Genomic DNA, 16,540 nt, shown 5'->3' with positions numbered 1-16,540 from the left:
GGGGCCGACGTGTCAGACCGGCGCAGACACCGGCAAAGGCCGACGCGGGCGCACACCGGCGCAGGCGGGGGCGTGCCGGACCAGCTCGGACAGGGGCGGACGTCCACGGAGGCCGACGTGTCAGACCGGAGCAAACCGACAACGGCGGGGCGGACTCCAGCGCCGACCGGCCGTCTCAGACCGGCGCAAGCGGACAAGGACGCGGGCAGACACCGGGCGACGCCGACGCGTCAGGCCAGCGTGGGCACGGGCGGACATCCACGGGAGCCGACGCGGCAGACCGGCGCAAGCGGACGAGAGCGCGGGCGGGCACCGGACGACGCCGGCAAGGAAAAGACCGGTGCGGGCCGGCGGGGGCGGGTCGCGTCAGACCGGCTCGGGCACCGCGCGCCGGGCCTCGCCGACCAGCCGCGCACCCCGGTCCGGCGCCACGTCCAGACGCATCAGGACGGCGGGCGAGGCGATGGCCGGCAGCAGATACTGCAGCAGCACCGAGACCCGCTGCTCGACGTCCTGGAGGTTGTACTCGAGCAGCGAGTACAGCTGCACGCCGTTGAACGCGCTCACCACCAGCTCGGCGACCTCACGCGGCATCACATGCGACAGGGTCTCCCCCCGCCGGCGCGCCTCGGAGGCGATCTCCGTCAGCACGTCGATCCACAGCGGCCAGGCACTCCCGTAGTGCTTGCGCCCGATGGGATCCGCCGACAGCCGGGCGCCCGCCCGCAGCACCGGATCGTGCAGCAGCCGGTACGCCACCGACATCGCGACGTCCACCATCTCCTGCAGCTTGATCTCCTGCGCAGGCAGCGGCTGCTCCGTCTGCACCTCCAGAACACCCCGCGCCAGCGCCTCCTTGGAGTCGAAATGAAAGTACAGCGCCCCCTTGGTGACCCCCGCGGTCCGCAGGATGTCCGTCACCGTCGCCGCGGTGTACCCGTGCTCCGCGAACACCTCCGCAGCCGCCTCCAGCACCGCACGGCGGGTCCTGACCGCCCGCTCCTGTCGGGCCACGGGACCCCCCCTTCAGTCGACCGCACTCCTCAGCAGACCACGGACCAGCGAATAAAAAACCGTCTGGAAGGTACCTTACGCATCAATCAGGAACTACGCCAGGCCTCCCCGCCGTTCCCCGCCCCTCCCCGCCCCCGCACCCGGACACCCGCCCCCACACCGGACACACCAGCCCCCACAGCAGAAACCACCGACGACCACACCGGTCAGACCACCCCCCACGACACCCCCACAGACCAGCCGGACCCACCCCCCACCGACACCCCCGCCCCCCACCGAAACATCGCACCACGCCGGTTTCCCCCACCCGACCCCACCCCCACACAACACCCCACCAGGCACACCAGACAGGCCCGGCAGAGCGGGCGGGCCGGGCGGGCACGGCAGGCCCGGCGGGCCATCACGACAGCAGGCCCCGCCGGGCAGGCCGGACAGGCCGTGGACGCCGGGACGGCCGCCCCCGCAGGCCCGGCCAGGCAGACCGGGCGGGTCGAGCGGGCACGGCGGGCCGGGCGGGCCGCCCCAGCAGCAAGCCCCGCCGGACAGGCCGTGGACGCCGGGACGGCCACCGCCTCAGGCCCGGCCGGGCAAGCCAGGCAGGCCGGGCGAGTCGGGCGGGTACGGCAGGTACGGCAGGTACGGCGGGCCGGGCGGGCCGCCGCAGCAGGCCCGGCCGGGCAGACCGGGCGAGCCTTGCGCGGCCGCCCGGCCGGCCGGGCAGGGCGGGCCTCGCGCGGCCGCCCGGCCGGCCGGGCAGGGCGGGCCTCGCGCGGCAGCCGGGCCGGCCGGGCAGGGCGGGCCTCGCGCGGCAGCCGGGCCGGTCGGGCCGGGTCAGGCGTGCACGGCAACACGCCCCCCGGCCCGCCCAGCCGGCGCCTCCCCCGCCCGCGCGGCCGGCGGCCCCGAGTCCGCCCCCGCGACCCCCGCCGCCCCCGCCGCCCCGGCCGCCTCCGCCGCCCCGGCCGCCTCCGCCGCTCCGGCGGCCTCCGCGGCCTCCGCGTCCACAGCCCCCAGCAGCCACTCGTCGATCGCGTCGAGCGAGCCGACCACATGCCGCACCCCCGCCTCCCGCATCAACTGCCGCTGGAAACTGTGCTCGTAACCGCTCGGATGCCCGATGAACGCCGCCCCCAGACTCCGCGCCGCCTCCCCCACCCGCGCCACGTCGTCGATGAACAGCGCCCGCTCACACCCCACCCCGAACACATCCTCGGCGATCTCCCGCACCCCCGGACGGAACCCGTCCGTGCACACATACCCCGGCCCGTCGAAACACCCGGCGAACCCAGCCAGATGCCGCTCGAAATGAGCCCGCCCCAACCCCCCGTAACACACCACCGACGCACCCGTGGCCCGCAACCTCCCCAGCAACCGCCCCGCCCCCTCCAGCACCCGCACCGGATGACGCCGCAGATAACGCGCCCGCTCCCGGAAATACGCCGCCACCACCTCCTCCGGCGTCCCCCCCACCCCCAACTCCGCCGCCGCCCGCAACTGCGGCTGCGACAACACCGCCCGCTCCAACTCCGCGCTGTACACACCCCCACGCCCCACCACGAACCGATGAATGACCGGACTGAACGTATCGCTCAGCAACACCCCGTCGATGTTCACCGCCACCAGACGCACCTGCCGAAACGCCATACAGACCGCCTACCGTCAAGCCGCACGCCCACCCGCGCACAGCGCCAGAAGAACACACAGGACGAACCACGACACACCGCCGCGGCATCCCATATTAAACCGGGTACGCGGTTTCTTCGCTACCCTCCCCCACCAACCCACCCACCCACCCGCCCGCCCTCCCCAACCCCCACACGCAACCCCGCAAAACCCCCGCCACACCGACAACCACGCGGGACGCCGTACGGACAACCGTGCAGGAAGCCGTGCCCAAACCCGCGACTTACCACTGCGCGGGCACCGGAGCCCCGCGAGCGACCGCGCGGGAAGCCCCACGGAAAACAGCCTCTACACGCAACCGCGCCCAAAGCCGCGCAGAGAGCCCCTGAAGACAACCGCGCGCAACACCGCGCGCGAAGCCGCAACCCACACGCAAACCCACACCGGGAACGAAAACCCCGCGGACAGCCGCACACACACCACCCGCCAACCACACCGCACCCCGCACGAGCGCCCCCCTCCACCACACCCCACCCACCCACCAACCCACCCCACCACCACACCCACCAGGAGAACACCATGACCCCCCTCAAAAACAGAACAGCCCTCGTCACCGGCGCCGGACGCGGCATCGGCCGCGCCATCGCCCAACGCCTCGCCCACGACGGCGCACTCGTCGCCGTCCACTACGGACACGACGAAACCTCAGCCCGCCACACCACCCAACTCATCACCGACCACGGCGGACGAGCCTTCCCCCTCCACGCCCCCCTCGGCACCCCCGACGACGCCACCACCCTCTACCAACGCCTCGACACCGCACTCCACCACCTCAACCAACCCCCCACCCTCCACATCCTCGTCAACAACGCCGGCTACAACATCCGCGGCGGCATCACCGACGTCACCCCCCACGACTTCGACCGCCTCATGACCATCCACGCCAAAACCCCCCTCTTCCTCATCCAACACGCCCTCCCCCGCCTCCCCCACGGCGCCCGCATCATCAACATCACCTCCGCCGCCACCCGCCACGCCCTCACCACCGCCCTCACCTACACCATGGCCAAAAGCGCCCTCAACGCCCTCACCCGCACCCTCGCCCAAGAACTCGGCCCCCGCCACATCACCGTCAACGCCGTCGCCCCCGGCTACACCAAAACCGACATGAACAAACACCGCTGGAACACCCCCCAACAAGAAACCACCCACACCACCCACACCGCCCTCGGCCGCATGGGACACCCCACCGACATCGCCGACATCGTCGCCTTCCTCGCCTCCCACCACGCCCGCTGGATCACCGGCCAAACCATCGACGCCTCCGGCGGCACCCACCTCTAACAACCCACCACCACAACACTGCCCGTACCTTGTAGACCTGCGTATCCGCACCTGTAAGGAAAAGCCGTGATCCGGTGTCCACGATGCGACCAGGGCTGGGTCGTGCGCGCCCGTGTCCCGGGAGAGACCGAGACCTTCCTCCTGTGCCACGAGTGCGACACCGTGTGGGTGGACCGAGAGCCGCACGCAGGCCCGCCGTTCCTGATCCTGGAGCAGTACCTGGCCAAGTTCGGCTTGGACGGCCTGTGGTCGAACATCGAACTCCTCGAGGAAGCGCCCAGTCAGTAGGGCGAGTTCCGCGACTCCGGCACGCGGGCCGGTTCGGAGGCTTCCGAGCCGGCCCCGCGTCGTGCTCACGATGGAACGGACCGGAGAACGCTTGCCAGGACGTCGCACGGAGGCCAAGATCCGGTACACCTCGCCGGAGACCCCCGCCTGCCGATGCTCGGTGAGCCGCCGTGCTGCCACCCACCGCACCGGTGCGTGCGGACGGCGTAGGAGAGCAGCCCGATCTCCTCGGCGAAATGCGCCAGCAACTCCTCCAAGAGGGCTGCTGAAAAGGCCGGCTTCCCCACCAGGGCCATCCTGACCCCCGGCCCTCACACCCCATCAGCAGAAACGACTCAGTTGAGCGTCCGCACCACCAACCGCACCACTGCGCTGACTCCTCGCCATACCCACTCGAACAGTCCGCCCGCCACAGCTACATCAGCGGCTTCCCCGGCTGCCGACGTCCGGTCCGGCTCCGAGCGGCACTGAGAGCAGGAACGGGGCCAACTACGCTTTCGCGCACCGCACTTCTTGCATATCGCCATGACCCCATTCTCCCCTGTCGCCGCACCCTGTGGGGCGCCTCGTACACGACGCGGGCACCGCTGGCCGTGGAGACGTAGACGCTGCTCACACCTCCCCGGACCAGTTTCACCGACCAACCCATTCGTCGCTTCGCGTGTGAGGGGTTCGGCGCACGGGCCGCCGGCGGAGATCGACCGCGGCTCCGCGAGTGAGTCGGAGCGCGATCAGACTGACTCATGGCCACATCAACGGCCAGGGCACGCAACCGGCCCTGCCGCGTTGCCCGCGGCGCGGCATGAGTTCCGGCCGACAGTCCGGTCGAAGCCCTATGAGGCCGCCGTGCCTTGCACGAATCGCCGAAGGTGCGCACGCACGGTGTCGGGCTGCTCCAACCAGGGCTCGTGCCCGGCGCCTTCGACCCGCGTCAGCGGAACATCGAGCCTGAGCGCGAATGATTCAAGAGCCGACATCGGGCGGGGGTCGTCGGCCCCACCCAGAAGCTCCGTCCGCGCGGGCAGGCATGCATGCAGTTCGGCAAGATGCTCATCAAGCGGGTCCGCGCGCTCTGCCCTGCCAAGCTCGCTATTCATGGCCCAGTTGACGGGACGACGCCGGCGGGCACCCTGCGCGGCCCAGTGCCAACCCAGTTCGGGATCGGCGTGGTCGGTGAACCAGGCCAGCGTGAGCAGCTCGACTTCCTGCTCCTCCGTGCGGTGCGGCAACTCCTCCAATGCGCGGAGCCTCTCCAACTGCGCTGCGGACATCCGGCGGCCTCGCTCAGCTCGGTACCCGGTACGCCAATCACCGACGAACGGCCCGCACATCAGCAGCATCGCGGCAACCCGGTCAGGATGCGTCAGGCAGAACCGGCTCGCCAGGTCAGTACCGTAGGAGTGCCCGATCAGCACAGCTCTGGGCACGTCCCATGTGTCGAGCAATTCGACGAGATCGTCGACATGCCGGGCGAAGGAATGGTGCCCCCGCCAGACGGATCGACCCGTGCCACGCTGGTCGTAGCGGTACACAGGCGCGAGGTCCGCGACCATGGGGGCGACATCGCCCAGATAATCCGGCAGACCCGGACCACCGTGGAGCATGACCACGGCAGGCCTCCGAGTCGTGTCCCCCAGTGCCAGCCAACGTAACTGCGCCTCGTCGGTCATCACCGTGAGGCCCCGCGTCTGCATCAAGGTCACCGCGGAGAACCTACCCGTATCGCTCAGTCCCGCCAAGGTTGAAGAGCAAGCTCAGCGAACGTGGTCGCTCCGGTCAAGGGCGCACCGCAAGGATCCCTGTACGGCGGGTTGAACCATGACCGCGTCGGCGTCGCCCGGCTGCGGTGGGCACTGTCGGGGCTGACGCTGCTGAAGCGGGCGACCGCCGCCTGGTCCTGGCTGTGGACGTCTCGCCGTGGCTGTGGCCGGACGCCGCCACCTGCCCGACGCCGACGTCCTGACCACCGCCGCGGACCGCTCGTTCGGACACAGCGGCGGACGCGGCGATGCCAGGCACCAGACGATCCCGGGATGGCCCAGTCCGTCTTGGCCGCACTGGAGAGGGGGTCGGCCGCGCTACCCGGACCGCCGTGCTGGACGTGTCCGGCTGCGGCCGGGAGCTGGCGGTCGCGGGCGTCAACACCGCCCGAATACGCGGACGTTACTCCCCTTTCGGCCGGGCCCGAAGATTGGCGTGTTCACGGAGATACGCGCGAGGTGTCAGCGCCCATACTGCGGTCTGGGCCAGCCGGGCGTGCCGGCTGGTCGGCATACGACAGCGGTGCGGCGGGATCAGCCGTCGCGCCCACGAATCTCGAGGAGACTCTCGTATGAGTGGATTACGGGTGACCGGACGTCTCAGATCGCTGGCCCGCGTCCTGGCCGCGGGTGCGTTCATGGTCGCCGGGCTGTCCAGTACGGCGGCGCACGCCTCGGAAACGGCCCCGCTCGCTGCCGCTCCGCAGCTCGGCGTCCAGTTCAACGCCGACGGTGATGCGGGCCAGTGCGGTGGGAGGACCGGGGAGCAGTGGGCCGCCTCGCCGGACTGGACGCAGGCCATCCGCTTCGACACCGACGGGCGTTCCGGCGGCTGCCAACTGGCCTTCGGCGTCTACGATCCGGACCGCGCGCTCGCGGGTGCCTCCGTCAGCTACTCACTTCGGCCGAGCGCCGGCGGTGACGCCGGTCAGTGCGGGAACTACCAGAGCACCTACTCGATGCCGATCCTGCCGATCCAGGTGTTCGGGCAGGCCGTCAGGGTCGACACCGACGGCCGGCCGGGCTGGTGCGACCTCACCTTCTCCGTGACGGGCAACGTCGTCCTCGACGTCCAGTTCTACCCCGACGGCGACGCGGGCCAGTGCCCGGACGCTCTGCCCGCGGGCCAGTACCGCTCGGCTTTCGTCGGCACTCCGGTCACGGTGAAGATCGACGCCGACGGCCGCTCCGGCGGCTGCCAATTCCTGCTGCGTCTGCGGCACTTCTAGCACCCGCGAACACCCGGGTCCGTGCTGCGTCTCGGTGCGGCACTCCTACGGGGCTCAAGTGCCGGGCCGCATGCCCTCGTGGCGGTCCGGCACCTGTGCGGGACTGAACACGCCCTGATCCGCGGGGCTTTGGTCGAGTCCCGCCGTCGTGACGAGGGCCCAGGCGACGTCGGGGGGACGGACGGATGTTCTGCGCCTCGTTCCGTACCACTGCCAGGATGGATTCCATGCCGCTTCCGCTCACCGGCTGGCATAAGAGCAGCTACAGCACCGACTTCGAAGACGCCTGCGTGGAGGCCTCCGTGGACGGGCCCGACCGCGGCGTACGCATTCGCGACACCAAAGACCGCGGCCTTCGCCCGCTCACCGCCTCCGGCCAGGCATGGCGCGCGTTCCTGAGAACACTTCGCACCGACCAAGTCACGGGGCATCGTCATCGCCGGAGCGTCAGTCGGGCTGCATGATCCAGTCGCCGGGGAAAGCTGCTCGACCCCGGCGGCTCAACCGGTCACAGCGTCTTCGGTCCTGCCGCGGGCCGTCAGGATCTCGGCGGCTCGGCTCCGGTATGTGCGGAAGCGGCGCAGGTATGACCGTGCCATGGGGCCCGGGGGGACGCCTCGGGCGAAGGCTCGCATGTTGCGTTCGCCCGCGTTGTAGCCCAGGGCGAGGAGTTCGTCGCGGGTGTAGCGGCGGGTGTGGCGCTTCGGGAGGGTGCGGTCGAGGTCCTTCAGGTGGAGGGCCGCCGCGTGGACGGCGAAGGCGGGGTCGTCGCGCAGGTCTTGCCATCGCTCGGACAGGCCGTGCGTTCGCCGGACCTCCTCGAACGTCGCGCGGTGCATGTTGGCCACTCCGAAGGACGCCTCGGGCTTCCACCACTGCCACAGCCGCTCCAGCAGCGGGTGGTGCGGCTTGTACGCCTCGTTGTGGAGCACGGTCATCACGAGCAGGGGCGATACCCCGGCCTCCCTCGCGCTGCGCACCGCGTACTCGGTGTAGTCGGCCGGATCGTAACCGGCGGGTCGCAGTGGTGGCGTGCGGGCACCGCCACCGTCCGCCGGTTGCGACCGTTGCTTCGATGCCGCCGTCGGCCGCTCGGCCATCCCAGCTCACCTCTCCCCTGCCACCTGCCCCGGCCCTTGGCTGAACAGCAGGACGTCCGCCGTCCCGAGGTGCGCGTGCCCGCGCGGGTCGGCCTCAATCCAGCGCACCTCGACAGTCGTGCGGGCAGGCGCGCGCACCACCCGTACGACGGCCTCCGCCTTCGTCCCGGAAGCAGAGCCGTCATACGGGGGCCGCCGCAGGTCGGTCAGCGGGTGTAGGTGGTCCGCTTTTCCTTGAGGGAGGCGCAGTTGGAGCCGGTCACCTGGACGTAGGTGTTGGCGATGCCGCCGCCCCAGTCGACGCAGTAGCCCTTGCCGATGACGTACGAGGGGCCGGCGTACGAGGTGTAGCTGCCGCTGTCGTTGTCGCCTTCGTTGGTGTCGGGGACGTAGATCCAGGCGGACATGGTCACGGCGGCGCCGGGGTTGTTGCGGATGGTGACGACACAGTTGTTGCCGTTGCCGGAGTTGTAGGTGAGGTAGATGGTCCCCAGCGAGCCGACGGGAACGGAGTTCACGGTCTTGTAGCCGCTGCCGCAGACCTTCTGCGGGGTGGTGTTGGGTGCGGCGGAGGCTGGCGTCGCCAGGGCGGTGGTGGCCCCCACCGACAGAGCGGCCAGCGCGGCGGCGCCGACCATGGTGTGACTGAAGCGCATATTTCCCCCTTGTGTACTTAGGAGTTGGTTGCTCCTGCCTTATGTGACGGGCGGGGACTTCGGATGGTTGTGCCGGAGTTACTGGTATTTTCAGTCATAACTGACGGCGTGCTTGGCCGAGTTGGGGCGCAACCAGCAGGGCAGGGCCGGTGCGCGTCGCAGCTGCCCACGGCCGCGTCCGCCGTGACAAGCTGTGCTCTCCACCCCCCAGTCCCAGGAGGACACCGTGGCAGCAGAGTCTTCACCGTCGCCCGAAGGCTCGGAGCCCGTTGACGGTGAGAGCCGTTCGCTCTCGCCTGACGACGACGGCCAGTACGACCTGAAGCGCAAGTTCCGGGAGGCTCTGGCACGCAAGCGCGGTAAGCAGGCGGACGCCGCCGAACTCGCCGCGAACACCGACTCGTCGAAGATCCACGGCGCGCACGGCCCGGCCGCGAGTCAGCGGTCGTTCCGTCGAAAGAGCGGAGGCTGAAAAAGAGCGGGGGCTGAGCAAGAACCCCGGCTGAGGAGCCTCGCGCCCGCGGGCGCGAGGCGTCACCGTTCGGCGTCAGCGGCCCTTGCGCACCCGTGCCGCCGCCCGGGCCTCCGCGGCCTTTCGGGCCTCGGCGGCCTTGCGGGACTCCTTGGCGCGGCCCGGGCGGGCGCCGAGGCCGCGGAAGGGGGCGCTGCCGCCGGACTTCGTCCCGGTCGGCGGACGCTTCGCCCCGGTGATGGCGGTCAGCTTCTGCTCGCCGGAACGCACCTGCGTGACCGTGGGCCGGATCCCGGCCTCGGACATCATCCGGTTCACGTCGCGCCGCTGGTCGGGAGTGACCAGGGTGACCACCTTCCCGGACTCCCCGGCGCGCGCCGTACGCCCGCCGCGGTGCAGGTAGTCCTTGGCGTCGGCCGGCGGGTCGACGTTGACGACGAGGTCGAGCGCGTCGATGTGAATGCCCCGCGCGGCGACGTTGGTCGCCACCAGCACGGTGATCCCGCCCTCCTTGAACTGGGCGAGGGTATGGGTGCGTTGCGGCTGGGACTTCCCGCTGTGCAGGGCGGCGGCACGGACGCCGCTGGCCCGCAGATGGCGGGTGAACTGGTCCACGCCGGCCTTGGTGTCCAGGAACATCAGCACCCGGCCGTCGCGCGCGGCGATCTCGGTGGCGGTCGCGTACTTGTCGGGGGCATGGATGTTCAGCACGTGGTGCTCCATCGTGGCGACCGAGCCCGCCACCCGGTCGACCGACACGGCGACCGGCTCGTGCAGGTAGCCGCGCACCAGCTGGTCGACGTCGCGGTCGAGCGTGGCGGAGAACAGGAGCCGCTGCCCGTCGGCGGGGACCTGGTCCAGGAGGTCCGAGACCTGCGGCATGAAGCCCAGGTCGCACATCTGGTCGGCCTCGTCGAGCACGGTGATCCGTACGTGGTTCAGGTGGCAGTCGCGGCGGGACACCAGGTCGGTCAGCCGGCCGGGGGTGGCGACGACGACCTCGGCGCCCGCCCGCAGCGCCGCCTGCTGCCGGTTGATCGACAGCCCCCCGACCGCGGTCGTGAGGCGCACCTTCAGCGCCTGCGCGTACGGCTCCAGCGCGTCGCTCACCTGCTGGGCGAGCTCCCGGGTCGGCACCAGCACCAGGGCGAGCGGACGCTTCGGCTCCGCGCGCAGGCCCGACGTCCGCACGAGGAGTGCCAGGCCGAATGCCAGCGTCTTGCCGGAGCCGGTGCGCGCCCGTCCGAGGACGTCGTGGCCCGCCAGCGCGTTGGGCAGGGTCGCCGCCTGGATCGGGAAGGGCTCCGTCACGCCCAGTCCGCTCATCGTCTCCAGCAGCGCCGAGGGCAGCCCGAGGGCTTCGAAGGACGCGGCCGGCGGCAGGCCCCGGGAGGCCGTCTGGGACTCCGTCCGCGGGGTCGGGGCATCCGCATGCGGGGGCGGGGCGTCGTCGAGGCGGGGGTTCGTGGCGTGCGGCTGCTTCGCGTCCATGGGGAGCCTTTCTGGTCGGGTCTCCGGAACGCGCCAGGGCCCGTACCCCTCGGTACGGGCCCTGGCGGTGTCGAAGCGTGCCGTCATTTTACCAGCGGGCACATGGCACCCGGCTGCCCGGCCGTCCCCACCCGGCCGCCCGGCCCGGGGGCCACCTGACCGACGGGACGCCCGGCCGCCAGACACCCGGTCGCCCCGGCCCTCGGATCACGTCAGCGGTTCCACCCGGACATTGCGGAACCGCACCTTGTTCCCGTGGTCCTGCAACCTGATCGCTCCCGCGGCAGGCGTCTCCGGCCTGCCCGAGGCCGTGGGGCCGTCGAGGGCGACGTCGTCGTGGACCTTCTCGCCGTTCCAGATCACCGTCACGCGGGCGTCGGCGGTCTTGCGGCCGTCGGCGTCGTAGCGAGCCGCGCGGAAGACGATGTCGTACGTCTGCCAGGTCTCCGGGGCCGTCGCCGCGTTCCTGTCGGGCGCCTTCTTCAGGTAGATCGCCCCCGCCTCGTCGGTGGCCGGTGACGTGTCGCCGTAGGAGTCGAGGATCTGGAGCTCGTAGCGGTCCTGGAGGAAGATGCCGCTGTTGCCGCGGTTCTGCCCGGTCACGTCGGGAGGCAGCAGCGGAACGCGGAACTCCAGGTGCAGCGCGAAGTCCTGGTAGGCGTCCTTGGTGCGGATGTCGCCGCAGCACACCTCCATCGACTCCTCGCCGGAGAGCGGCCATGCGGTGCGCCGCCCGTCCGTGTGCTGCCACTGGGCCTGTGAGGCGGCGGTGCCGTCGAAGAGGGCGACGCGGGCGCCGTGCGGATGGACGGTGATCAGGTCGAGGTTGACGTGGCCGGTGTCGCCGGGGTCGTAGCGGTAGGAGACCGTGTTGTGTCCGGCGCGCAGCACCAGGTTCTCGGTCTGGGTGGACCAGGAGTTCCAGTCGCCGGTGGAGGCCAGCTTCGTCTGTCGCACCTTCTTCCCATTGGCGTACAGGGAAAGGGACTTGGTGCCCTGGAACGGGTTCGGGCCGTTGGAGTAGCGCAGGTTCACGTCGTAGGCGCCCGCCTTCGGGACCGTCACGTCGAAGGTCGTCGCGACCTTGCCCTCGGTGGCGTAGCGGTCGACGAAGCCGCTGCCGGAGTAGCCGACATGGTCGGTGTTGACGCCGGCCGTGCCCGTGAGGCGTGCCTCCTCCGCCTCGTACGTCCCGTGGGTGGCGGGAGGGGACTGTTTGCCGGGCATCCGGTTGAGCGTGTACCAGGCTTCCGTGCTCCACAGCGACTCGCCGGAGGCCGAGGCGAACGGGCGCGGGGAACGTACGTGCACCACGCGGCCCGGCTTCAGGCCGTCCAGCCGCAGCCGGACGGTACGGCCGTCCTTGGAGAGCGTCGCGGAGCGCACGGAGAGCCGTTCCTCAGCGATCTTCGGGCCGCCGTAGGCGGAGGTCGGCGTGTAGCGCCACTGCTCGGCCCGATAGCGGCCGGCGAGCTGTGCGGCGGTCTCCGCCGAGACCGGCTGGGTGTACGTCAGGTCGAAGCCACCCGGTACGGCTCGCATCGTCTGGATGTCGAAGGCGTTGCCGCCGTTGGGCGTCAGCTTTTGCAGGCCGAACCTGAGCTTGCCCTCCTGCCCCCAGTTGCCCCCGGCGCCGAGGCCGCCGGCGTAGACCGCTCCGTCGGGACCCAGGGTGATGCGGTTGACCCCGGCCTCCAGGCCCTGGGTGTAGCGGAAGACGGCGCCCTGGTACTGGCCCTTCACCTTCTCCAGGTAGGCGCGCTGGAGGCCGCCGTAGGTGACGTCGCCGATCAGCATCTGGCCCGCGAACCTGCCCTTCTTCAAGTACAGGGGCGTGGAAGGCGAGTTGCCGATCTCGTTCTGCGGCAGCCACAGGACCGGCTCGGTGACGGGCGAGCCCTCGAAGGGGCCGGCGGGCTCGGTGTAGTGGTTGAAGAAGCGGTCCTGCTCGATCTGAACGAGCTTCGAGGCGGGAAGCCATCCACCCTGGTTGTCGGTGGCGAAAATACCGCCTCCCGGGCCCCAGCCGATCCCGTTGGGGGTGCGCAGGCCGCCCGCGACAGGGGTGATCCGGCCCGTCTTCTTGCTGATCTTGTACGTGGTGCCGCGGCCGGGCGCGGGTTGCGGAGTGGTGGTCGCGCCGCCGAGGTCGATGGCGACGGAGAGGTTCACGTAGAAGTAGCCGTCGCGGTAGAGCAGGCCGAAGGCGAACTCGTGGAAGTTCCCTCCGTACGGCCAGGTGGCGACCGTGCGGTACTGGTCGGTCACCCCGTCGCCGTTCCCGTCGACGAGCCGGGTCAGTTCGTGCTTCTGGGATACGTACAGCGAGCCGTCGACGTACTTGATCCCCATGGGTTCGCGCAGCCCGCTCGCGACCTTCTTGACGGTGACCTTGTCACGGCTGGTCCGGCCGGTGACGTTGTCCAGCAGGTAGACCTCTCCGGCCGCGCCGTCGCCGCCGCCCCAGGTGCTGATCGCCAGGCGTCCGTCGGGCAGCCAGTCCATGCCGCTGACCTGAGGTTCGAAGCCGTCGGGGCGCAGGTCGGTGAGGGTGAGGTCGGGACGTACCGAGGTGAGCGGTAGGCCGTCGCCCGGGGTGTCGTCGCTTTCCTCGCACTCCTTGCGGCCCGGCGCGGTCACCCGGACGACGCCGGCGTCGGTGCTCAGCGCTTCGCGGGGTACGACGGTGAAGTCGCTGTCGCCCGGCGGCTTCCAGGCGAGCTGCAACCGCTGCCCGCCGTCGCGTTCGAAGTGGTCGATGCGCAGCGGGTGCGGTCCCGCGGTCAGGTGGACCGTGCCGTCCTTCGGTTCCGCGCCGTGGAGGCCGTCATGGTCGATCACGGTGGTGTCGTCGACGGTCAGCCGTGAGCCGTCGTCGCTGGTGAGCCGGAGCACGTAGGTGCCGTCGCGCGGCGCGACCAGGTAACCGGACGCCTCCGTAACGAAGTTGTCGGAGAATCCGCCGAAGTCGGCGGTCGTGGACCAGTCGACCGACTCCATCCGCCGGTCGTGGTTGGGGGTCTGGCCCGGCTTGAGGGTGCACAGCTCGCTCAGTGGCGTCTGGACGTCGAACACCCGCAGGGTGACTCCGGGTTCCTGCGGCGGGATGTCCGAGGGAACGGCGGTGGACGCCGGTGCGGCCATGACGCCGGCGGCCAGGATGCTGGCGGCCGTTAAGGGGATGAGGTGTCTTCGGGCGCGCGGGAACTGGCGTTGCGACATTGGTCCTCCACAAGGCGGGGACCGGACCGTGCCGGATTTCGCTCCGGTCTGCTGCGGTATGGCGCTGCTCTGTTGCATGTGGCGCTGGAGTTGCGCCGCCAAGGTAGGAGACTTTCGATGGGCGTGTCCATACTTTGTCATCGGTGAGTTAAAAGTTCCGGACGGACGTGGCGGGTAACCGGAAGCCCATCTCGCCTTTCACAGACGGAACTTGACTGCTTGCCGCACCGGGCAAGGGGTACCGGGGGTGTCCAGGCGCATGCACCCGGAGGGATGACCCATGACGCCAGAGCAGGCACCGCAGCCGTCCCCGTCCACGCTCGGAGAACCCGACTCCTTTCTCGGCAAGCGTCCGTGCCTCCAGGTCGTCCTCTCGATCGCCGTCGCCAGCGCCGTGCTCCTGCTGTTGTTCCCGGGGCAATCGGTCCTGGGGGTCGTGGTGCGCGTGGCTGTCAGTTCGCTCGGCGGGATCGCCGTCATGGTCCTGGTGCGGCGCAGGGAGCAGCGTGCGGCCGGAGGGTCGGCCGACCGGCTCGTGTCGCTGGACCGGAAGCTGCGCCGGGGCGTCGTGCCCTCGGCTCCGCAGGAACGGCAGGCCATGCGGGATCTGGTCGAGCAGCGTCTGCGCCGCTCACGTCACCGCGTCGCGGCGCAGGTCTTTCTCGCCGTCATGTTCTGCGCTGTCGTGGTACTGGCGGCCGTGACCGCGAGTACGCGGCAAACCATCGGCATGGCCTTGTTCAGCGGGGCTTTCCTGGGCTGGCTCGTGCTGTACGGCAGCCGCCGGCACCGGCGGCTGCGCGCCATGCGCACGAAGCTGGCCGGCGGTACTGCGTCGAACGCTCAGCCGTGATCGTCAGCGGAGTTCTTCACAGGGAGTCACGCATCAACCGCGTCAGCAGGTCCCGCTGGTCGTGGACGGCGGTCCGGGCGCGCTGGAACTCCTCGGTGTCGAACGGCACGCCCCGCTCGACGACTTCGCGGTAGGCGCGCAACCGGGTGACCATCCGGCCGGCCTCCTCGACGACGGTGTCGTCGGCGATCAGCGTCAACTCCAGCCGACGGGTGAGGACATGATTGTCCCTCAGCACATTGCCGACGCGCGCTGACGCGGAGTCGTCCCTGTCGTGGCCGCGTGCGACGTTGACGAGGGTCTCGCTCGCCGCCGCCGTGGCGCTGAGGAACCCGATGTAGGCGGCGCGGAGCTCGTCCCGGGTGCGCTGCTCGCTCTCCCGCTGCCAGCGACGCCGCTCGACGCCCGCGGTCGCGACGAGTGCGATGAGCGCACCGACCACGGTGCTGACGAGTCCGACGAATTCCACCCCTCTACTCTGCTCAGGCGCGCACCGCCCCAACCCCCGCGGGCGGATCTCGGGGCGTCAGGCTCCCAGGCGCAGCGGGCGCGCCGGGTCCTCGGACCATTCCTCCAGGGAGCCGTCGTACAGCGAGACGTCCTCCCGCCCCAGCAGGGTGAGGGCGAGTGCCGTGGCCGCGGCGGAGATGCCGCCGCCGCAGTACAGGACGACCGGCGAGTCGGCGCTGTCGAGCAACGCGTCGACCCTGGCGGTGAGTTCGGAGTCGGGCAGTACGCGGCCCGTGGGGTCGAGCAGTTCGCGGCCCGGGAGACTGCGGCTGGTGGGGATGTGGCCGCGGCGGCTGTAGCGGGTGGGGGCGGTGCCCTCGAAGCCGGCGGCCGGCAGGGCGCACACCAGGGTGCCGGGGCGTTCGCCGCGGCTGATGGCGGTCACCTCGTCGATGTCCGACCAGAGTTCGGGGCGTGGGACCGGGGTGACGGGTGTGACGGCGGGCGGCGGATCGGCGTCCACGCCCGAGGACAGCGGATGTCCGGCCGCTTCCCAGGCTTCCAGGCCGCCGTCCAGGACGGCCGCCGGTACAAAGATCGCCCGCAGCATCCACCACAGTCGGGCCGCCCAGATGCCGCCGGCGCTGTCGTACGCGACGACCGCGTCCCCCTCCCCCACGCCGAGCCGGGCGAGGGCCGCGGCCAGCGCTTCGGGGGCCGGCGCGGTGAAGTGGTACGGCGCGTCGCGGTCGGAGAAGTCGCCCGTCAGGTCGGCGTGGCGGGAGCCGGGAAGGTGCCGTTCGGCCCATGCCGGGCGACCGCTCGCACACCGGTGGTCGCCGTCGTGCCGGGGCGAGGGCAGCAGGGCGGTGGCGTCGAGGACGACGAGTCCGGGGTCGCCGAGGTGTGCGGCGAGCCAGACGTCGTCGACGAGAGGGCCGGGCAGCTGGGAGGTCATGGCGGCCGATGGTACGCCCGTGAGCTGGGCGTCTCACACGTCGAGTGGCGGCGTCCCATATTTCGGACCTGGCTTGCACA

General features: G+C 70.9%; 15 protein-coding genes. 6 read left to right on the top strand and 9 right to left on the bottom strand.

Features of this window, described 5'->3' with window-relative positions; all coding sequences use genetic code 11:
- Nucleotides 1-366 precede the first annotated feature (366 nt).
- Together ACFYX4_RS21800 and ACFYX4_RS21795 are read right to left on the bottom strand one after the other, a co-directional pair.
- The gene (locus ACFYX4_RS21800; RefSeq protein ID WP_389335581.1) at nucleotides 367-1,014 is read right to left on the bottom strand and encodes a ScbR family autoregulator-binding transcription factor; all 648 of its coding nucleotides are present in this window, start codon (nucleotides 1,012-1,014) and stop codon (nucleotides 367-369) included.
- Nucleotides 1,015-1,845: 831 nt separating this feature from the next.
- The gene (locus ACFYX4_RS21795; RefSeq protein WP_389335579.1) at nucleotides 1,846-2,658 is read right to left on the bottom strand and encodes an HAD family hydrolase; all 813 of its coding nucleotides are present in this window, start codon (nucleotides 2,656-2,658) and stop codon (nucleotides 1,846-1,848) included.
- Between the two features lie 558 nt (nucleotides 2,659-3,216).
- On the opposite strand from ACFYX4_RS21795, the gene ACFYX4_RS21790 reads away from it, so the two are divergent.
- Together ACFYX4_RS21790 and ACFYX4_RS21785 are read left to right on the top strand one after the other, a co-directional pair.
- Nucleotides 3,217-3,981 carry an SDR family NAD(P)-dependent oxidoreductase gene (locus ACFYX4_RS21790; protein WP_389335576.1) on the top strand — a complete coding sequence of 255 codons (765 nt, stop codon included), beginning with the start codon at nucleotides 3,217-3,219 and terminating at the stop codon, nucleotides 3,979-3,981.
- Between the two features lie 102 nt (nucleotides 3,982-4,083).
- On the top strand, nucleotides 4,084-4,269 hold the full coding sequence (locus ACFYX4_RS21785; protein WP_389335573.1) for a hypothetical protein: 186 nt from the start codon (nucleotides 4,084-4,086) through the stop codon (nucleotides 4,267-4,269).
- A gap of 833 nt (nucleotides 4,270-5,102) precedes the next feature.
- Here ACFYX4_RS21785 and ACFYX4_RS21780 read toward each other — a convergent pair.
- On the bottom strand, nucleotides 5,103-5,963 hold the full coding sequence (locus ACFYX4_RS21780) for an alpha/beta fold hydrolase (RefSeq protein ID WP_389335934.1): 861 nt from the start codon (nucleotides 5,961-5,963) through the stop codon (nucleotides 5,103-5,105).
- Between the two features lie 638 nt (nucleotides 5,964-6,601).
- On the opposite strand from ACFYX4_RS21780, the gene ACFYX4_RS21775 reads away from it, so the two are divergent.
- Together ACFYX4_RS21775 and ACFYX4_RS21770 are read left to right on the top strand one after the other, a co-directional pair.
- On the top strand, nucleotides 6,602-7,258 hold the full coding sequence (locus ACFYX4_RS21775) for a hypothetical protein (RefSeq protein WP_389335571.1): 657 nt from the start codon (nucleotides 6,602-6,604) through the stop codon (nucleotides 7,256-7,258).
- A 185-nt stretch (nucleotides 7,259-7,443) separates the two neighbouring features.
- Nucleotides 7,444-7,722 carry a DUF397 domain-containing protein gene (locus tag ACFYX4_RS21770; protein ID WP_389335568.1) on the top strand — a complete coding sequence of 93 codons (279 nt, stop codon included), beginning with the start codon at nucleotides 7,444-7,446 and terminating at the stop codon, nucleotides 7,720-7,722.
- A 36-nt stretch (nucleotides 7,723-7,758) separates the two neighbouring features.
- Here the strand turns inward: ACFYX4_RS21770 and ACFYX4_RS21765 are convergent, their stop codons facing one another.
- Both ACFYX4_RS21765 and ACFYX4_RS21760 read right to left on the bottom strand, forming a co-directional pair.
- On the bottom strand, nucleotides 7,759-8,358 hold the full coding sequence (locus ACFYX4_RS21765) for a lytic transglycosylase domain-containing protein (RefSeq protein ID WP_389335566.1): 600 nt from the start codon (nucleotides 8,356-8,358) through the stop codon (nucleotides 7,759-7,761).
- Nucleotides 8,359-8,564: 206 nt separating this feature from the next.
- On the bottom strand, nucleotides 8,565-9,014 hold the full coding sequence (locus tag ACFYX4_RS21760; protein ID WP_389335563.1) for a spore-associated protein: 450 nt from the start codon (nucleotides 9,012-9,014) through the stop codon (nucleotides 8,565-8,567).
- A 226-nt stretch (nucleotides 9,015-9,240) separates the two neighbouring features.
- On the opposite strand from ACFYX4_RS21760, the gene ACFYX4_RS21755 reads away from it, so the two are divergent.
- Nucleotides 9,241-9,486: a DUF5302 domain-containing protein gene (locus ACFYX4_RS21755; protein WP_389335560.1), complete on the top strand. Its 246-nt coding sequence runs from the start codon at nucleotides 9,241-9,243 to the stop codon at nucleotides 9,484-9,486.
- A gap of 75 nt (nucleotides 9,487-9,561) precedes the next feature.
- Here ACFYX4_RS21755 and ACFYX4_RS21750 read toward each other — a convergent pair whose 3' ends face one another.
- Together ACFYX4_RS21750 and ACFYX4_RS21745 are read right to left on the bottom strand one after the other, a co-directional pair.
- Nucleotides 9,562-10,977 carry a DEAD/DEAH box helicase gene (locus ACFYX4_RS21750; protein ID WP_389335557.1) on the bottom strand — a complete coding sequence of 472 codons (1,416 nt, stop codon included), beginning with the start codon at nucleotides 10,975-10,977 and terminating at the stop codon, nucleotides 9,562-9,564.
- Between the two features lie 207 nt (nucleotides 10,978-11,184).
- Complete coding sequence (locus ACFYX4_RS21745) at nucleotides 11,185-14,199, bottom strand: family 16 glycoside hydrolase (RefSeq protein WP_389335554.1); 3,015 nt, start codon at nucleotides 14,197-14,199, stop codon at nucleotides 11,185-11,187.
- Between the two features lie 280 nt (nucleotides 14,200-14,479).
- Between ACFYX4_RS21745 and ACFYX4_RS21740 the strand changes: the two genes are divergently transcribed.
- Complete coding sequence (locus ACFYX4_RS21740) at nucleotides 14,480-15,052, top strand: hypothetical protein (protein ID WP_389335551.1); 573 nt, start codon at nucleotides 14,480-14,482, stop codon at nucleotides 15,050-15,052.
- Between the two features lie 16 nt (nucleotides 15,053-15,068).
- Here the strand turns inward: ACFYX4_RS21740 and ACFYX4_RS21735 are convergent, their stop codons facing one another.
- Together ACFYX4_RS21735 and ACFYX4_RS21730 are read right to left on the bottom strand one after the other, a co-directional pair.
- Nucleotides 15,069-15,521, bottom strand: a complete 453-nt coding sequence (locus ACFYX4_RS21735; protein WP_389335548.1) for a hypothetical protein — start codon at nucleotides 15,519-15,521, stop codon at nucleotides 15,069-15,071.
- A 57-nt stretch (nucleotides 15,522-15,578) separates the two neighbouring features.
- Nucleotides 15,579-16,460 carry a sulfurtransferase gene (locus ACFYX4_RS21730; RefSeq protein ID WP_389335545.1) on the bottom strand — a complete coding sequence of 294 codons (882 nt, stop codon included), beginning with the start codon at nucleotides 16,458-16,460 and terminating at the stop codon, nucleotides 15,579-15,581.
- Nucleotides 16,461-16,540 lie beyond the last annotated feature (80 nt).

The sequence above is a fragment of the Streptomyces sp. NPDC002328 genome, assembly GCF_042890065.1.
GTDB lineage: Bacteria > Actinomycetota > Actinomycetes > Streptomycetales > Streptomycetaceae > Streptomyces.
Note: the sequence above shows the minus strand (reverse complement) of the source record. Positions and strands in the feature narration are given on the sequence as shown.

Coding starts and splice junctions, on each gene's coding strand:
- ACFYX4_RS21795 (WP_389335579.1), bottom strand. CDS start 2,658: ATGGCGTTTCGGCAGGTGCGTCTGGTGGCGGTGAACATCGACGGGGTG.
- ACFYX4_RS21790 (WP_389335576.1), top strand. CDS start 3,217: ATGACCCCCCTCAAAAACAGAACAGCCCTCGTCACCGGCGCCGGACGC.
- ACFYX4_RS21780 (WP_389335934.1), bottom strand. CDS start 5,963: ATGCAGACGCGGGGCCTCACGGTGATGACCGACGAGGCGCAGTTACGT.
- ACFYX4_RS21775 (WP_389335571.1), top strand. CDS start 6,602: ATGAGTGGATTACGGGTGACCGGACGTCTCAGATCGCTGGCCCGCGTC.
- ACFYX4_RS21770 (WP_389335568.1), top strand. CDS start 7,444: ATGTTCTGCGCCTCGTTCCGTACCACTGCCAGGATGGATTCCATGCCG.
- ACFYX4_RS21765 (WP_389335566.1), bottom strand. CDS start 8,358: ATGGCCGAGCGGCCGACGGCGGCATCGAAGCAACGGTCGCAACCGGCG.
- ACFYX4_RS21760 (WP_389335563.1), bottom strand. CDS start 9,014: ATGCGCTTCAGTCACACCATGGTCGGCGCCGCCGCGCTGGCCGCTCTG.
- ACFYX4_RS21750 (WP_389335557.1), bottom strand. CDS start 10,977: ATGGACGCGAAGCAGCCGCACGCCACGAACCCCCGCCTCGACGACGCC.
- ACFYX4_RS21745 (WP_389335554.1), bottom strand. CDS start 14,199: ATGTCGCAACGCCAGTTCCCGCGCGCCCGAAGACACCTCATCCCCTTA.
- ACFYX4_RS21740 (WP_389335551.1), top strand. CDS start 14,480: ATGACGCCAGAGCAGGCACCGCAGCCGTCCCCGTCCACGCTCGGAGAA.
- ACFYX4_RS21730 (WP_389335545.1), bottom strand. CDS start 16,460: ATGACCTCCCAGCTGCCCGGCCCTCTCGTCGACGACGTCTGGCTCGCC.